This is a genomic window from Enterococcus sp. MSG3299 (assembly GCF_050555765.1).
Classification (GTDB): Bacteria; Bacillota; Bacilli; order Lactobacillales; family Enterococcaceae; genus Enterococcus; species Enterococcus faecalis.
The window spans coordinates 2,519,358-2,537,265 of sequence record NZ_CP187869.1; the positions used below are offsets into that span (position 1 = coordinate 2,519,358).

General features: G+C 39.1%; 15 protein-coding genes and 1 other annotated feature. Of the genes, 2 read left to right on the plus strand and 13 right to left on the minus strand.

What is annotated here, in order from left to right; all coding sequences use genetic code 11:
- Positions 1-26 precede the first annotated feature (26 nt).
- From IGL23_RS12410 to IGL23_RS12455, 10 genes are all read right to left on the minus strand, one after another.
- Positions 27-4,325, minus strand: coding sequence for a WxL domain-containing protein (locus tag IGL23_RS12410; RefSeq protein WP_181036284.1), 4,299 nt, complete (start codon positions 4,323-4,325; stop codon positions 27-29).
- Positions 4,312-4,674 carry an LPXTG cell wall anchor domain-containing protein gene (locus IGL23_RS12415; RefSeq protein WP_104869740.1) on the minus strand — a complete coding sequence of 121 codons (363 nt, stop codon included), beginning with the start codon at positions 4,672-4,674 and terminating at the stop codon, positions 4,312-4,314. Before IGL23_RS12415 ends, IGL23_RS12410 begins: the two co-directional genes overlap by 14 nt.
- Positions 4,675-5,031: 357 nt before the next feature.
- Positions 5,032-5,643 carry a YktB family protein gene (locus IGL23_RS12420; RefSeq protein WP_010713729.1) on the minus strand — a complete coding sequence of 204 codons (612 nt, stop codon included), beginning with the start codon at positions 5,641-5,643 and terminating at the stop codon, positions 5,032-5,034.
- 34 nt (positions 5,644-5,677) lie between these two features.
- Positions 5,678-6,235 (minus strand): GNAT family N-acetyltransferase, encoded by a 558-nt coding sequence (locus IGL23_RS12425; RefSeq protein ID WP_033595483.1) that lies wholly within the window; start codon positions 6,233-6,235, stop codon positions 5,678-5,680.
- 85 nt (positions 6,236-6,320) lie between these two features.
- Positions 6,321-7,541: a peptidase T gene (gene pepT, locus IGL23_RS12430; RefSeq protein WP_033595485.1), complete on the minus strand. Its 1,221-nt coding sequence runs from the start codon at positions 7,539-7,541 to the stop codon at positions 6,321-6,323.
- A gap of 21 nt (positions 7,542-7,562) precedes the next feature.
- The gene (locus tag IGL23_RS12435) at positions 7,563-9,206 is read right to left on the minus strand and encodes a peptide ABC transporter substrate-binding protein (RefSeq protein ID WP_002359061.1); all 1,644 of its coding nucleotides are present in this window, start codon (positions 9,204-9,206) and stop codon (positions 7,563-7,565) included.
- Between the two features lie 49 nt (positions 9,207-9,255).
- Positions 9,256-9,501 (minus strand) — a binding site (T-box leader).
- A 147-nt stretch (positions 9,502-9,648) separates the two neighbouring features.
- On the minus strand, positions 9,649-10,602 hold the full coding sequence (locus tag IGL23_RS12440; protein WP_033595487.1) for a siderophore ABC transporter substrate-binding protein: 954 nt from the start codon (positions 10,600-10,602) through the stop codon (positions 9,649-9,651).
- A 38-nt stretch (positions 10,603-10,640) separates the two neighbouring features.
- Positions 10,641-11,396, minus strand: coding sequence for an ABC transporter ATP-binding protein (locus IGL23_RS12445; RefSeq protein ID WP_033595489.1), 756 nt, complete (start codon positions 11,394-11,396; stop codon positions 10,641-10,643).
- The gene (locus IGL23_RS12450; protein ID WP_002371665.1) at positions 11,393-12,358 is read right to left on the minus strand and encodes an iron chelate uptake ABC transporter family permease subunit; all 966 of its coding nucleotides are present in this window, start codon (positions 12,356-12,358) and stop codon (positions 11,393-11,395) included. The genes IGL23_RS12445 and IGL23_RS12450 overlap by 4 nt, the downstream gene beginning before the upstream one ends.
- On the minus strand, positions 12,355-13,302 hold the full coding sequence (locus IGL23_RS12455) for an ABC transporter permease (protein ID WP_002375573.1): 948 nt from the start codon (positions 13,300-13,302) through the stop codon (positions 12,355-12,357). The genes IGL23_RS12450 and IGL23_RS12455 overlap by 4 nt, the downstream gene beginning before the upstream one ends.
- 184 nt (positions 13,303-13,486) lie before the next feature.
- On the opposite strand from IGL23_RS12455, the gene IGL23_RS12460 reads away from it, so the two are divergent.
- Positions 13,487-13,939: a YueI family protein gene (locus IGL23_RS12460; RefSeq protein WP_002359057.1), complete on the plus strand. Its 453-nt coding sequence runs from the start codon at positions 13,487-13,489 to the stop codon at positions 13,937-13,939.
- Between the two features lie 185 nt (positions 13,940-14,124).
- Here the strand turns inward: IGL23_RS12460 and IGL23_RS12465 are convergent, their stop codons facing one another.
- From IGL23_RS12465 to gshAB, 3 genes are all read right to left on the minus strand, one after another.
- On the minus strand, positions 14,125-14,226 hold the full coding sequence (locus IGL23_RS12465) for a putative holin-like toxin (protein WP_162780856.1): 102 nt from the start codon (positions 14,224-14,226) through the stop codon (positions 14,125-14,127).
- A gap of 329 nt (positions 14,227-14,555) precedes the next feature.
- Positions 14,556-14,657 (minus strand): putative holin-like toxin, encoded by a 102-nt coding sequence (locus IGL23_RS12470; RefSeq protein WP_162780856.1) that lies wholly within the window; start codon positions 14,655-14,657, stop codon positions 14,556-14,558.
- 190 nt (positions 14,658-14,847) lie between these two features.
- The gene (gene gshAB / locus IGL23_RS12475; RefSeq protein ID WP_002368430.1) at positions 14,848-17,118 is read right to left on the minus strand and encodes a bifunctional glutamate--cysteine ligase/glutathione synthetase; all 2,271 of its coding nucleotides are present in this window, start codon (positions 17,116-17,118) and stop codon (positions 14,848-14,850) included.
- Positions 17,119-17,288: 170 nt separating this feature from the next.
- On the opposite strand from gshAB, the gene IGL23_RS12480 reads away from it, so the two are divergent.
- Positions 17,289-17,795 (plus strand): cysteine hydrolase family protein, encoded by a 507-nt coding sequence (locus IGL23_RS12480; RefSeq protein WP_033595388.1) that lies wholly within the window; start codon positions 17,289-17,291, stop codon positions 17,793-17,795.
- Positions 17,796-17,908 lie beyond the last annotated feature (113 nt).

Consider the following 17,908-nt stretch of genomic DNA (forward strand, 5'->3'; position numbering starts at 1 on the left):
GTTTAGCTTTTATTCACGTATTCTTGTTAAGGTCCAGTCACAAGATTCCACGTAACCGCGGCCTTGTATTGTTGCCCTTTAACACCTTGATTGGCTGGCACTTCAAGTTTGACATTATTGAAGGTGAAATCCAACTGATAAACATTACTACCTGTGAATTGCTGGTTGGCAATAATATCCGTCGCTGTGTTGTTAGCTGTTAAGCTAATGGCACTTGTGGTACCGACCGCATTTTTCAACTCGGTTGGTTGATTGTAATTGGTGAAGCTAGAGACAGGCGCCGCCCCTAATAATAAGCGGGTCGCTGTAGGCAAGCTGTCTGTCGCTGATTTTGGTTGCGACAGTTGCGCCGTTAGGCTCCAATTCGGTTGCGTTTTCTTGATTCGGACATACGGATTCCGTGTACCGTTACCGTAGTAATCCGCGGCTTTTTTCAAGTTGTGTTGTTGCTTACTTCCTGCAACGCCCACTTGGCCGAAGTCGAAGGTTGGCACACTGATGAAGCCTTCGGTCGTTGGTGTGACTACTTCTTGATCATTTGGACGAATTCTCACGAAGTTGTCCACTGTACTATCTTTAATACCACCAAATACTACAACTTCTGCTTTCAAAACAGTGTTTGGTTTCCCTGTTGCGCGAGTTGTGAAAGCAATTGAAACTTTTTTGCCGATAGGAACGGCATTTGGTAAAGAAACCCCCTCTGTCCAAAGTGTACTATTTACTGGGATTGATTTTGTCGTTTCTCCTTCTGGTGTCACTTCCATAAAGGTCGGGATCGTCAGACCAGCTGACCAATTGGGCCCTTTTTTCAAGTTAAGATTCTGTAAGGGTGCTTTGCTAGTATTCGTGATCGTTGTTGTCCAGATTACATTGGTATTCGTATCGATCACTTCTTTTGGTCGAGTTAATGTGACACTAGCCGTTGGTATCTCTTCCTTATACATGGCGGTCATATCGTCATTGCCATCAAAGGTCGCATTGAACGTTGGTGTTGTGGTTTTGTTCAACGTACTTGGCTTGGTTTTCCCTTTATACCACCCTTGGAAAGTATAGGTCTTGCCACCTGCAGTATACGTCGCTGGTAAAGCTTTTGCCGCTGTATACTTAAAGGTATTGCTAGTCATCGGGATTTGGTTGCCTTGGGTGAAGCCTGTTGGTGGCGTGATTTTGGCACCGTTGACATCCACGAAGTTTTCGGTGACTTGTTTCCGTGTGACTTTATAGTTCATAGTTTGTTTGAAGTCTTGTGTCCCATCAAAACCATGTAAAACGATCTTATTCTCTGGATTTCCTGTCGCACGAGCTACAAGTAATAATCTTGGAACAGTGTTTACTGAGCTACCGACACCAAATGTTGCTTTTATTGAAAATTTATTATCTACCCCTTTTTTAAAGGATTTATCTATCTCATTTAATTGGCCCGGACCACTATTGTTAAACACTGGGTCAGTCCCCACAAAGCCCACTGGGTACTCAGAAACAGGTAATGTGGTATTCATTGTTTCAATTTTATCAATATATTTTAGTTCCGTTGTAATATTCCAGTCGTTGATTGCATAAGTACGCATATCATAAATGGCGCTAGGAACTTCATCAAAGTTTGCTGGAACGTTGACTCTTGATTGGGTCGTAATAGTATAGATATTGGCTTTATTCGTATTTTTAATACTTACCAGTGGATTCATAGCCCCCGTTGTCACATATGTCTGGTCTACCGCTTTTCTTAGTGTCTGTGTGTAGTTTCCAGAAAACGTTAACGGTTCATTGAAAGCTTGTCCTTTTTCATCGACAAATTCTGCATGGAAACCTGGGTAAACCCACGTATCTTTGGGAATTAGTTCCTCATACACCACATTCAAGTCATCATTATCATCATACGTTACTGCATAGCTTGGCGCTTTCGTAGTTGTCAAGGCACTTGGTTTGGTTTTGCCTTTGTACCAGCCTTTGAACTTGTAGGTTTTTGTACCGACTTTGTAGGTGTCGGGTAAGGTGCCTGCTTGTTTGAAAGTATAGGCATCGCTTGTAATCACCGTTTTTTTACCTTGCGTAAAACCTGTTGGTGCCGTGATTTTAGCGCCGTTGGTGTCTACGAAGTTTTCGGTAACACGGCGGTTTTCTAAGTAATAATAAACAGTTTTATCTGGGGTTGCTAAATTGTAATTCGCTCCTACGTTACCAGAGTAAACACTCATTGCGTAAAGCGTCTTAGTCGCATCCCAGGTCCAATAATATTGTTTGGTGTTATATAATGTATTATTGGTTTTGACTAATTCATATGCGTTTGTACCAGTAGTTGAATTAACAACCGTGCTTGGATTCGCAACCTCTTTTCTGACTTCATTCGCAAGTGGATATTTCGTTTTATCTCCTGTATAAGTTGCCGTTGGCGAGATTGAAATGGTGCGATAGTATTTCGGAATTTCATGTGTAACACTTTGTGTACCATATGTGATATATGTGATACTTTCCGCAGACTCTGGTAAGGTATAGACTTTTTGTGGAATCGTTAATTTTTTAAGATTCGTTGTCGTTACATTGGTTCCTGTAATTGTTGAAAATGGTGTTGTTGTACCACTTTTTTCTGTTTCAGACATCGTTGCTTTCAATATGAAATTAGCAGGATTGATTAAATTACCTTTTTCGTCTACATAGCCAAAAGTAATTTCTTTGCTAGGTAATGTATAGGTTTTAGTCTTCACTTCCTCATACACCACATTCAAATCATCATTCCCATCATACGTCACCGCATAGCTTGGTGCTTTGGTAGTTGTCAAGGTACTTGGCTTTGTTTTACCTTTGTACCAACCTTTGAACTTGTAGGTTTTACCACCTGTTGTGTAGGTGTCTGGTAAGGTGCCTGCTTGTTTGAAAGTGTACGCTTCACTATTTATAACTGTTTTCTTACCCTGAGTGAATCCCGGGGGTGGTGCGATTTTTTGTCCACTACTATTAACAAAATTCTCATAAAGTTTTTTGTAATAAATATAGTAGGTAATCGTTGCACTATTATTTCCTGCATTAAATTGTCCTGTTGTTCCCACAAGATTGTCACTAAACATAATATTAGTACTTACTCCGCTATGAGGATTAAGATTAGTTATGCGCCACGTCTTACCAGTCGCTTTAGTAAAGTTATATGCTGAAATATCATAGTTGCTTCTCGTATAAGTTGTTGATGTATATGCTCTGGAAGTCATCACACCTGTTCGGCTATCTGGAAATGTTGTTTTAGGCGGCGTTAACACAATTTTATCAATTCTATTGGTGGTAGCTGTAGCAAAATTAATCGCAATGTCGTTACTAAAGAAAAGCCACGAACCCCCATTACTAGTGCCTACAGTTTTTAGTCCTGTATTAAAACTATAAAGTCCATTGCCAGCGTTTGTCATAGTTAAAGGATATCTTAACAGTGTTCCTTCAACTTTAGAGTTGGTTGATTTAAATAGTACTGGATTCATGGAAAGGCTCATTTGTTCCTTACTAGACTGTCCATCCTCATCGTAAAATTTTAAACTCCCTTTTAAACCTAAGTTACCAGCAAATTTATCCACATATGTCATTTCATTTCGTCTATTGACTGCACCAAAACCATTAAATCGAATCGTGGAATCGATATATTTTTTTTCATTGTGTATACCAGAAGTAATTCTTGTCTGAAAATACAACGTTTTGATATACCCAGTATTTCCAGAAGTTCTCCCGTGTAGACGATTAATAAATGCAGTGACCGTCCTAGTGGACTCTGTCCAAACAAAATATTCGCCACCACTATTGGCATTATGAGAGCCTTCCCCTAGAACTACATTTTGTTCCTCGGGGCCAACTTTAATAATAACTGAAGTGGGTCTAGTCATTCCTGCTGCCAATTTTGATTCAATTCGAATCGGACCAACAATATCTGAATTTGTGTCATCTGTTGTAATATTTTCAAATTTCAACCGATAATCAACTACATCATTAAGACGAACCGTAGTTTTATTCGTTGTCCCTGTAGCTGCCCAGACAAATGCCCTAGGCATAATTTTCGCTTGAACACTGGATGGTTCAAGTATATTTTCTTCTTGAATGATTTCTGTTTTTTCTGTCTGCTCTACTTCTTCCTGACTTGTGTCAGTTGTTACTTGACTATTTTCCGTGCTGGCTTTCGTTGTTTCTTCCTTCACGCTACTGGCTGGTGTCTCTTCCTTGGTACTACTTTCGGCGGTCGGACTACTTTCAATCGTCACGGTTTCCGCAACTGCCGTCACGCCAGAAAAGGCATTCACTAGCATAGAACTACATAAGCCAATAGCTGCAAGACGTTGCCATTTATTTCGCTTCATGTCGTCCCCTCTTTCTATGTACGATTCCCGCCAAGCCAATTAAGGCTAAGCCGAGAATGCTCAAATTTGCCTGACTCTTGCTCCCTGTACGAGGGAGCTGCGAGCCAGTTGTGGTGGTCTGTGTCGAACCACCACTTCGTTGATCTCCTTGCGGAGGACCAGCTGGTTCCTTGGGATCAGCAGCTGGCGCATCTGTTTTCGGTGGGGGATCTTTAGGAGCGGGTGTTGTCGGATTTTGGTAAAATTCAATCCCCACCGAACTAGAACCACCATCAGACGCTTCAACATTTATAAAAAAACTAGGGGAAAATAGTAGACACGCAATCATTAAATAACGCTTTTTTTTCATTTAAAAACCTCCTTTTGCATTTAAATATCTCTCACAACCTATTTTCATAGCTCTATAATAGCAAAAAAAAAGACTCTTCAAAACAACAGTTTTTTCCAGTTGATAACCCTTATTTCAACAAGTTCCTTATATATCGTGTCTTTTAAGCTACGTTATTTAAAGGAAACAAGGGAAAACAGTAAAGACTATCCCCTTTTTCAAAAAAATCATCTTTAATTTCTTAAATTTCCATCACCTAAACTAAAGAAAAGCTCACAATGTTAGTGTTTAAAACTAACATTGTGAGCTTTTCTCATTTTTGACGATTGGATAATTCGATAAAATAACACTAAAACATAAAATAACTGTCTGTTTCTCTTATTGGGCAATAGCCAATTGGTACAATGGCAGGAGTTGTTGATAGGTTGCCAACATATAAGCTCGTGCTTTTTCAGGGTTTTGCCACAAGGCACTATCTTTGGGAATGATACGCCCAATTTCAAACTCACCTTTTTTTACATCTCTAAAACGAGTTAAGGCTTTTTCTAAATCCGTTTCTGGCAGCGGAGTAATTTGAGGAACCGTATGATCCAAGGAAACATACGTATCTTCTGGTAATGCTTGGAATAATTGCTGATTCTCTAAAAAGGCTTGCGCAATCTGCTTTTCATTTTTAGGATTATCAATGAATGACAACCACATAAACACATAGTCGCCCCAAATGCCTAATTGAAAATGCGGCTGCATTTTATAACCGCGCTTATTCGGACTGAGTGCGGACCAAGTATTTTCTGGTGGATACACGGTGCGACGGCGATGTTGCGCAATATGGACAAACAACTCCGTTCCTAGTTCAGGCGCTAGTTGTTCGGCAAAATACGTGTCTAATTCTTGAAAAATCGGTTGAATTTGCGCACGGATAACCGCCATTCGTTCATCTAATCCAGCAACTTCAAAGGCTGCGAATTCTTTTTCTGTAAACATCAACATTTCTCTAATTCCTCTCTCAACTTGTCTTCCGCTTCTATTTTTGTCGATTTTGCCATGTTTCCAGTGTCATCCCACGATAAACATCTGTGACAATTTTCCCTTTACTAATTCGGGCATTGGGCAGTGTTCCTTCGTAGGTAAAACCAATTTTCTCCATGACACGACCAGAAGCTGGATTGTCTTGATCATGTAAAGCAAAGATTCTCATGAGTTTCATTTTTGCAAAACCCAGTTCAACTAACGCCGTCGCGGTTTCAGGCATGTAGCCATTGCCCCAAAAGGCACGGTTCAAGACATAGCCTAATTCTCCAACATTATTGGTTTCATTGACCCGCAAATCAATCGTGCCAATCATTTTGCCCGTTTCTTTCACTTCAATCCCATATTTTCCTAAAGGTTCCCCCATAAAATATTTAGCAATGTTTTGTCGTGTTTCAGCGATTGTTTGGTTTTTCAAGAACACATAGCGGACCGTTTCCTCATCTGAAGCATATTCGTACATATCTTCTGCATCGGCTAATGTGACAGGTCTTAAAATCAAGCGTTCGGTTTCAATTCGTTGGTTTTCTGCAAAAATCAATGGATAATTCATGAGCAAAACTCCCTACTTTTCTACATACTTTACAGAAAAACAGCGAAACACGCAAGGAAAATCGGCATTTTCCTCGCGTGTTTCTTTAATTAGCGTTTAAGCGAATGATGGCAATGATCGTTTGAACAGCTTTGGCCATTGATTCAACGGTAATAAATTCATATTGCCCGTGAAAATTTTCGCCTCCTGTAAATAGATTAGGCGTGGGAATGCCCATGAAAGAAATCTTAGAACCATCTGTCCCGCCACGAAATGGTGTGATAATTGGTTCAATGTCACAACTTTCCATTGCTTGGACGGCTAATTCCACAGGGGTCCAATCTTTTTCGATGATTTCCTTCATATTATAATATTGTTCTTGGAAAGTAATTGTTAGTCTGGGTTTATCCGCCAGCGCATTTAAACGTTGGACTTGTTTTTCCAAAAATTGCTTTCTCGCTTGAAAGTTTTCTTGATCATGATCCCGAATGATATAGACAAGTTCTGCTTTTTCAATACTTCCTGTAAATTTATTGAGTAAATAAAATCCTTCATTTCCACGTGTTTGTTCTGGTACTTCCTTTTGCGGCAGTGATTGATCAAGTTGTTCGCCTAATTTAATGGCATTTACTAACGAACCATAGGCCGTTCCCGGATGGACACTGGTTCCCTCAATTGTTATCACAGCTTGAGCAGCGTTAAACGTTTCATACTCGAAATGCCCCACGCGGCCACTGTCGATTGTATACGCAAAAGCGACTGGGAAGTTCGGCGCATCAAATTGATCGGCCCCGCGTCCAATTTCTTCATCTGGACCGAAGGCGAGCCAAACATCCCCCCGCGCTACTTCTGGATGTGCCAAAAAATACTCAACAGCAGCTAATATCTCGACAATTCCCGCTTTGTCATCTGCTCCTAAAAGTGTGGTTCCGTCTGTAGTAATCAACGTTTCCCCTTGATACTCTTTTAAATTGGGAAATTCAGCAACTGATAAAACGATGCCTTGTTCTTGATTCAAGAGGACATCTTGACCATCATAATTAGTGATGACTTGGGGACGGATGTTTTCTGCTGAAAAATCCGCCGTATCCAGATGTGCAATCAAGCCGATACTCTTCGCTGCAGGTTGGTTACCAGGCAACCGTGCCGTTAAAAAGCCGTTTTGTTCGTTATAATGCACATCGGCCAAACCTAATTCATGCAGTTCTGTTTCAATCATTCTGGCCAAAACCACTTGACCGACCGTCGTCGGTGTGGTTTGACTGTTGGCATCTGAACGGGTGTTAACTTTCACGTAAGTTAAAAATCGTTCGACTAATTTTTCCATTTTTTACTCCTTCTTCCTGAATCATTCTGTTAAATAAGCATTGCGCAAGTGGAAATAATCCCCATACAAGTGATAACTAATGCCTTTCAATTTAGGATTGATTAGATAATTTGAGGCACTTTGATACAGCGGTACTTGGGCAGCATCTTGGTTCAGCAAGATGTCTTCCGCTTCTTTGTATTCTGCAAACTGTTTCTCTGGATTATTGGCATTAATCGTTCGTGCATCTTCTACCAATTGGTCGTATTTGGCATTATGATAATTGCCATAATTGTAGCTTGATTCTCCTGCATATAAGTTAAAGTAAGAGTCTAATTCACTACTGCCGGCAATCCATCCTGAAAGAGACAACTCATAATTTTTTTCACGTCGCGATTGATTCACATTATTACTTGGTTGCGATGAAATGGTAATTTCTAAACCTGGCAGATTTTCTTGCAACTGACTTTGAACATATTCCGCAATTCGTTTTCCTTGATCTGTATCTGCCGCCAGCAAGGAAAGTTTCACTTTTTTACCGACATCCGCTTGGGCTTTCGTCCATTCAGCTTGGGCTTTTTTGACATCATTTTTCAAATACTCGCCACTGTAAGCTCGGAAATCTTCATCTGTTTCTGGATTCGCATAAAGTTTACTTGGAATCAATCCGTTGAGGGGTTTTGACCCATCGTTTAAGACACTTTGTGTTAAGGCTTCTTTATCAATTGCTTGGCCAATCGCTTTTCGTAAATGAACATTCGCTAATGGCGTTCCTTCTTTTTTGTTGAAATCTAAGAAGTAGTTGGCCACATCTGGATGACTGACATAGCCTGGATCATCTTGATATTGTTGAACATATTGTCCGTTAATGCGAACTAAGTCTAGTTCATTCGCTTGATATAAGTTAATCCCAGTATTATCTTCTTTGATTGTACTAACCGCAACTTCTTCCAGTTTCACTTGATCCGCATCATAGTATTCTGGATTTTTTTTCAATGTCCAAGTATCTGAAGTCGCATCCCAATTGGCTAGCGTAAATGGCCCGCTATAAAGTAAATGTTCACTATCCAAGGCGTAATCTTTGCCTTGCGCTTCGACAAATTTTTGATTTTGTGGCGCTAACCAAGCAATCGAAACGACTGCTAAGAAGGAAGGTTGGGCCTGTTTTAATTCAACAATGAATTCTTTGTCATTCGGGGCTGAAATCCCTAATTCATCGACTGACTTTTCACCGTTGCGTATTTCAAAACTATTTTTAACGCTGTCTAGTAAATAGGCATTCGGTCCAATCGTCGCTGGTGTCACCAGTTTTTTCCAAGAATAAACAAAATCTTGGGCCGTAATTGGCTCGCCGTTGCTCCACTTAATCCCCTCCCGCAAGGTAAAGTGGTACTTGCGCCCATCGTCACTAATCTTGACATCTTTAGCTAGAGCTGGCACCGTGGCACTATCATCATCAAACCGATAAAGGCCTTCAAATAAATGTTGTGCCATTGTAAAGGTATTTTTATCTGTTGTTTGTGTTGTATCCAATGTTGAGATTGGTGCAGGTGAACTAATACTGATTTTTTGTTCAGCTGCTAAATTTCCCGAATCTACTTTCTCTGCCGCTTCTTTGGTTCCGCCACATGCGGCTAAAAGAAACCCTGTTGCAATCAAACCTACTACTTTTTTCCCCAATTTCATGTTGTTGCCCCCTCATATTTTTTAAACAAATAAAAAAAGCATTCGTCCTAAAAAGGACGAATGCTTATGCAATCGCGGTACCACCTTTGTTGATCTCTTCGCTAAAAAAGATCCGCTCGTTTCCAGTACAATCATACTGTAGCGCTATAACAGGCGCACCTGAATTGGTTTAAGCGAACGGCTTCAACCAACCTGTTCAAAGGCCATTTTCCCCTTTAACGTCACTACCTCTTCTCACCAAACGAGGCTCTCTGCAAGCTATTTTAAAAAGTACTTTCCTTCTCATCACATTTTGTTCTTTTATTTGTTTCATCAATCATACTGATTTACGGATAGTTTAGCAAACATTTTCGAGGCCGTCAACTACATTTTTAATTTAAAACTTTTTTGTTTTTCATTAAAAAAAGAAAAGAGGTTTCAATTCCTCTTTTCTAAAACAATTTTACTCTAATCCTTTTTTAACATCTTCTATCATCAAATGCATTGATTCTAATCCACCACCGCTTAGATACCAAACATCTGGTTGAAGCATAATGACTTTATCATTTTTACCAGCATCGGTTTTTTGAATCAATTCGTTTGCAGCGACGTTATCTTTTGAATCGTCGCCACCAATTGCTTTGGTGCGATCTACCACAAAGAGAATCCCAGGATTTTTTTCTAAAACATATTCGTAAGAAACACTTTGCCCATGAGTGGAAGCTTCAATCTTATCGTCTGCTGCTTTGAAGCCAAATGTATCATGAATTAAACCGAAACGAGAGCCTTTTCCGTAAGCGGAAAGTTGTCCTTCGTTAACTAACACAACAAGCGCATCATTCGCGCTAGCTTCTGCTTGTTTTTTCACGTCAGCAATTTCTTTTTCTAAGCCAGTTATTTTTTCTTTAGCTACCTCTTCTTTATCAAAAATAGTGCCTAACGTTTCGATATTTTGTTTCGTTGATGCCCAAGGATTTTTGGCATCTACAGCTAAGTAAATGGTTGGCGCAATGGCTTTTAATTGTTCTTGATAATCTTGTTGACGACCAGAAATAATAATTAAGTCTGGTTTTAGTTGATTGATTTTTTCTAAATCTGGTTCTTTAATGCCGCCTGCTGATTCAACTTTTTGGTATTTTTCCAAATACGCAGGGATATTTTTAGTTGGCGCGCCTACCACGCGGTCACCGACACCTAGTGCATCCATTGTATCCAAGGAACCATTATCAAAAACAACGACTTTCTGAGGATTTTTGGGAACGGTTAATTGACCATTGGTGTCTTTGACTGTGACTTCCGTTTTAGCTGTTGTTTCTGTTGTTGCAGAATCTGCTGTTTTTTTATTTGTTTGACAAGCACTTAACATTAACAGTCCCATCATTGAAACTGCCATCATTGCTAAAAATTTCTTTTTCATTCTTTTCCTCCAAAAACGTTATTTTTAAATTGCCCGATTTAGTGATAAAGACAAAAGCGTTTTCCTTCAATTTCACAAATCCGGATATTCATTTCATAAAGATCATTTAAAATACTTGTTTGAATAACTTCTTCTGTTGCGCCATGCGCATAGAGCTCTCCGCCTTTCATGGCGACAATTTCATCTGCATAGCTTGCGGCAAAATTAATATCATGTAGAACAATCAGAATTGTTTTTCCTAGTTCATCCACTAAGCGTTTAAGAATCTGCATCATTTGAACCGCATAATTCATGTCGAGGTTATTTAAGGGCTCATCCAATAAAATATAATCGGTATCTTGGGCTAAAATCATGGCAATATACGCCCGTTGTAATTGCCCTCCAGAAAGGGTATCAATGTATTCTTCCGCCATTTCAGTTAAGCCCAATTGTTCCAGTGCTTCTGTTACTTTTTCATGGTCAGCGCTTTTTAAGCGACCTTTGGAATAAGGAAAACGACCAAAATTGACCAGTTCTCGCACAGTTAATTTAAGTTGTACACCGTTGGCTTGTTTTAAAAGGGCAATTTTTTGTGAAAAAGCTGATTGCTTCCAGGTTTTTACTTCTTGCTTGTCCAGATAAATTTCCCCGGTATCTTTGGGAATTAAGCGACTCATCATGGCTAGCAGCGTGCTTTTCCCAGCGCCATTTGGTCCAATAAAGGCCGTTAATTTGCCTTCAGAAATAGGTAAATCAATATCTGAAACGACAAATTTATCTCCATATTTTTTTGATACATCACTCATCTGGATCATGTGCGTTGCTTCCTTTCTGCAATAATTTTCCATATAAAATAAACGCCCCCAACAAATTGAATCACCACACTTAGCGGGGTATTCAAATGGAAGACCTGTTCAACCATCAATTGGCCGAACACCAGTAAAAAGACTGCTATTAAACTCCCTGCCACAAACAGTTCTCGGTGGCGATAGGTTTTCATGAATTGATAACTCATATTGGCCACGATAAAACCTAAAAATGTAATCGGTCCCACTAATGCTGTTGATAAGCCGACCAGACTACTGATCAAACACAACAACACTAATTGAAACTGATTCACAGCAATCCCCAAATTCTGGGCTTGATGGTTCCCTAAATGTAAAACGTCTAAACGGTAACTTTCCCGCCAAAGTATCCCACAAATCATGAGTACCGCCACACCAACGAAAACGAGATACTGACTATTGACGTTACCAAAACTGGCAAACAACTTTCCTTGGAGTAAGTCGTATTCGTTAGGATCCATAATCACTTGTAAAAACGTACTAATACTACTGAAAAAAGTACCTAAAATCATGCCAATCATCAATAATAAAAATAAGTCGGATTGATTTTTGCGTAATAGAAAATACGATAAACTAGTACTTAAAAACACCATTAAAAAGACGTTCATCAAAAACGAGCCAAGACTTACTTGACCTAACGCTTGTGCGCCTCCTAAAAGAAAAAATAACACCGTCTGCACAAAGACGTACAAGGAATCCATCCCTAAAATGTTTGGCGTTAGGAAATGATTTTGCGTGACCGTTTGAAAACTAATGGTTGAAAAAGCCGCAGCGATTCCGACAAAAATAAAAGCCAATAACTTTTTCCCTCGTAACGCCAAAGCAAAGGACCAATTGCCATACGTGTTATAAGTTAAATAACAAAGACTCACAATTACTACGGCAGCTAAAAGCAAAAGTAATGAAAGCCATTTTTTTAAAGGCCGTTTCATCGTTTGCGCCCCCTTAGTAATAATAAAATGAACAAAATGCTCCCTAATGTTCCGACAACCACGCTGACAGGAATTTCATAGGGGGAAATCAATACTCGTGCTAAAATATCACAGATTAACAAGAATAAACTTCCACAAATCCCAGTTAACCACAAGGTATTTTTCATATGATCGCCATAACGTAAAGACACGAGATTGGGAATCACAACTCCTAAAAACGGAATATTCCCCACCATCAATAAAACGATGGCACTTGCTAAAGCAACCAGCGTCAAACCTAAAAACTGAATTCGCTGGTAGTGGACGCCAAGACTATTTGCAAATGCTTCACCCATACCAACGACAGTGAAATGATAAGCAAATAAATAAATAACAAACCACAAAGGAATCATTAAGAATAACCATTCATAATTCCCTTTCATAACTGTGGAAAAATTTCCTTGTAACCAAGCAGACATATTTTGAACCAATTGGTATTGATAGGCAAAAAATGTGGCAATTGAACCTAGAATGTTACCAAACATCACGCCCACCAAAGGGACCATCACTTGATTCTTACTTGGTAATAATCGAATGAGCGCTAAGAATAACAAGGTCCCGCTTAGCGCAAAAATAAAAGCAATTGCCGTTCGATAGAGAAACGGAGCTGTTGGGAAAAATAACATTGCGACTAAAATACCCAACCTTGCACTATCGGTTGTTCCAGCGACACTAGGAGCGACAAATTTATTTTGTGTGAGTTGCTGCATAATCAATCCAGAAATACTCATCGTACTACCAGCAATGATTAAACTCAACGTGCGGGGAACACGGGTGGTAAATAAAACAAATTGTTGCTGCGCATCTAATTGAAACAACTGAGAAAGTGCAATGTCCTTCACCCCTATCACTAATGACAATAAACTGAAAAGTAATAGTAGAACAAACAAACCAATCTTTTTCATGAGAAAACTCCATTTTTATTTAATTGAGAATGATTCTCATTCTTAGTTACAGTGTATGAGAAAACCATCACAAATGCAACCACTTTTTTTCCTTTATTAAAAACTTCTTCTCAAGCCGACTGACCAACGACTTATCTAAGATATGCTATAATGGAGGGAAACGTTAGGAAAGGAGTGTTACTGAATGGCGAATGATGACTTACAACAACGTCTGGATAAAGGAATGTACGGTACGCCCCTCGTTAATCCTGAAGAACAACACAAATACATGGGCACATTTCGTGAACGCTGCCGTCTCTCCATGACCGTCGCTGAAATGAAAGATGCACAGAACCAAAAACATTTATTAGAAGAATTAGCGAAGCATCCTGAAGTTACAGTACTTTTAAATGGCGAAATCTCTTCTGACCTGCAAAGTACCTATATTAAATTATTAAATCAGCATGGCGCAACCTTTAAGATTGTTAACAATTTTGTGGAGAACAACCCTGACTCTCTCGGCTTACTGTTAGCTGAAAAACATGCAGTCGATGAACCTGTGATTGACGTTACAGAAAAATATCCTCAAGCAACAGAAACGCCAAAAGAAGAGCCAACAGCTAAAAAAGGCTTTTGGCAAAAGCTATTTCACTCATAAAAAGCTCAAGGAAAGTTATGAGCGCTTCCATTTATAATAGAATTGTGCTATTATAAAGATGAAAAAGAGAGGTATGCGGGTACATACCTCTCCTTTATACCAGCGCCAGTTATAAGAACTGGTGGCTTACTGAGTTAAGTTTTTTATTACTGTTTAACCGTTCGGCCTGTCAAGCTTATGAACGGTTATTTTTTATTGTTTTTCGTTGCTTCAAGGATACCGAAAATCAGTAACGCAACAAGGGTTGCAAAACTAATCATCAATTCCAATGTCGCTTCGATTGACAAAAAAATGCTCCTTTCGTTAAAGTGCATCGGATACACATAGGCATCACCTGCCTCTCTAACTTAGAGCCACCGTCATACAACTTTCATTGGTAATAACTTTAGTATAACCTATTGGGTTCACCAAGAAAACGTTTTTATAGGAATTTTCTATAAAATGATATAAGTTATGAGCGCTTCCATTTTAAATAGAATTATGCTATTATGAAAATGAAAAGAGAGATATGCTACTACATACCTCTCCTTTTATACCAACACCAGTTATAAGAACTGGTGGCTTACTGAGTTAAGTTTTGAATCTTAACCGTTCGGCCTACGAAGCTTGTGAACGGTTATTTTTTATTGTTTTTCGTTGCTTCAAGGATACCGAAAATCAGTAACGCAACAAGGGTTGCAAAACTAATCATCAATTCCAATGTCGCTTCGATTGACAAAAAAAATGCTCCTTTCGTTAAAGTGCATCGGATACACATAGGCATCACCTGCCTCTCTAACTCAGAGCCACCGTCATACAACTTTCATTGGTAATAGCTTTAGTATAACCTATTTGGTTCACCAAGAAAACGTTTTTATAAAGAATACCGCCAAAAAATCTATTATGAATTTTTTGGCGGTATTCTTTTTTTATTGAACCACTTCTGGGTATAAAAGTTTTAAAACGTCCATTGTTAAACGGCGTCCTTTTCCAGCGTAAGGATACACATGCATGTGCATGGCTGGATTAAAGTTTGCTTCGATAATCCCGTACGTTAAGCTATCACGTGTGCCTTTTACGTCTTTGTCAGGAATGATTAAATCAATACCACAAATTTTGGCTCCTAAAGCAGCTACGGCCTCAATGGCGATTTGTTTATAACTATCATCAATGACATCGGTCATATCAATCGAATCCCCGCCCGTGCTAACATTAGAATTTTCTCGCAAGTACACGATTTGCTCTTTTTCTGGCACAGAATAGATAGTTAAACCTTGTTCTTTCAACATTAGTTTTTCTAAATCATTTAACTGGATTAACTCTAGTGGTGCACGGTGATTGGTCCCCCGCAATGGATCACTATTTTTAGCGGCCACCAATTCTTCTACAGTGTGTTTGCCATCTCCCGTAACATTGGCTGGCACGCGCAACATGATGGCTTTTACATCATTATCTAACACAAAGAACCGATATTCTGTTCCAGGTAAAAATTCTTCAATTAAAACCGCTGTGTCCTCTTTAAAAGCAATCCGTAACGCTTCCGTAAAGTCTTCCAACGAAGCGCCTTCTTTAAAAATGGTAATTCCTAAACCGTAATTCGTTGATTTTGGTTTCACGACAAACGCTTTATTGGCGTAGCGTAAATGTGCTTCTTGTGCCTCAATAAAAGATGAAAATTCTTCACCGCCAGGCACATGGAACCCTGCTGCAGACAAAATTTTCTTTGTCACGGTTTTGTTTTCCATAATCAATGGCACCACGTAGTTATCTTTGCTAGTCATGTTGGCATTTTTGACGTATTCAATGTGCTCGCCATGTTGCAGTTTCAAAAATTGCTCTTGTTCATCTAAAATTTCGATTTCCAAACCTTTTTGAATCGCATCAAACAAGAAAATTTGTGTGGATAATTCCATCTCACGGAAACCAGCTAATTGATAAGGGCGTTCAAAGGCCATACTTTGATATTGGTTTCCAAAAATATTTCCCAGTTCACTGTTGGAGTTTTCTTGAATAATCGTCCACATTTTGCCAGAAACGGTGTCTTGTGGATTCCGCAGTTGTTGATAATACTTACCGACAACTTCTTTACCTTTACGAATGCCTAGAGCATCTAACATATCAATCATTTCTGAAAAAATCCGATCGCCTTCTGCAATTAACTTAATCGTTTCATGAGGATGACCAAGAGCCACTTGTTCATTAAAAATATCGCCAGTTTTTACCCATTCATCCGCTTCTTCTTTTTCATCTGTCCACAATAAATACAACATGAAATAATGTAAGAAATCCACGGTATCTTCCACAATGCCTAAACGTGAAAAAGGATTTAAGTCTAAATTACGCAACTCGATATAGCGAATACCTGTTTTAGGCAGATCAGACATTTGTTTCCCGCCACGTAAGCGCACAGGCGCATAAAATTCTTTTTCTTCAGAAAGTAAACCATTTTCCACCATGCGATGAATATCTTCTAAATAGCGTTCCAATGAGGCATACGATACTTTCACATTGTCATGATTTCTGTAGCCATACGTACTATTCCGAATACTGCGAATGGGTTCTTGCGGTTGGTCGTCATAGACCCTAAAGTAGCCGTCTTCACTAACTGGCGAAGCCCCAAAAAGATACGTAATTAACCAACGATAACGTAAAAAGTTACGGGCAACTTTCATGTACACTTTCGTTTTAAATTGTTTGCAATCTGTCACTTCGGATTGTTCATCATATAATTGCTGAATCAGGGCTTGGTCATATTCAAAATTAAAATGAATTCCGCTGACCATTTGTTTTCGTTTGCCATACTCTTTTGCCAAATAACGACGATATAACACTGCATCATATTGATCTAATTTAGCGATTTTAATCTCTTCATCTTTTGTTGGTAATTGTGGCGGCATACTTAATGGCCACAGCATTTCATCTTCTGGAATCGAACGACGAGCCACATCGTGAATGGCATCTAAAAAACGAAGCATTTCTGTGCCGCTATTTGCTACAGGCGTGATTAGTTCTAACTGTGTTTCACTAAAATCTGTTTGAATATATGGATGATAAGAACGGTTACCAAAAACCGTGGGATGATCAGTTGTCGCTAAAAGCCCTTCTCGTGTACTACGTTGGTTTTCTTTTTCTAAACCAAAACGAGCCATCAATACGTAAGGACGAACATTTTTCTTTTGCATTAATTCTCTATAATTCATCTTGTCGCCTTTCTTTCTACAAACTATCTGTTTCTCTTACTATTATATAGGAAAACGAGTAAATATGCTGTTTTTTTGAACGTTCACTCGAGAATTTTCGAGACACTTTTAGAGAGCGCCTTTTTCCGTTATACTGAAAACAACTAGTTTATAGAAAGTGGGGATTGCTCATGAAAAATCGTGCATTACTTTTAATTGACTTTCAAAAAGGCATCGAAAGTCCGACGCAGCAATTGTACCGTCTGCCAGAAGTGTTGGAAAAGGTCAATCAGCGTATTGCTGTTTACCGCCAACACCATGCGCCCATTATTTTTGTTCAACATGAAGAAACCGAATTAGCTTTTGACTCAGACTCTTGGCAACTTTTTGAAAAGCTGGATGCACAACCCACAGATTTTTTCATCCGCAAAACACACGCGAATGCCTTTTACCAAACAAATTTAAATGATTTACTGACGGAACACGACATTCAAACGTTAGAAATCGCTGGTGTCCAAACCGAGTTTTGTGTGGACACTACAATTCGGATGGCTCATGGTTTAGGCTATACGTGTTTGATGACACCGAAAACCACTTCCACCTTGGATAATGGACATTTAACCGCGGCACAAATTATCCAACATCATGAAGCTATTTGGGCTGGCCGCTTTTTGACTTTTTTGCCTTCAATAAATTGAGGGCTTTTCCAAAAAATTGTTTGTTCACTATGTTTTCTTGTCGTATTTCATGTTAGTATAAGGAAAAAGTGTTCAGTTGATTAGTTGAAGATTTAGAGTGTGGGACATAAGTC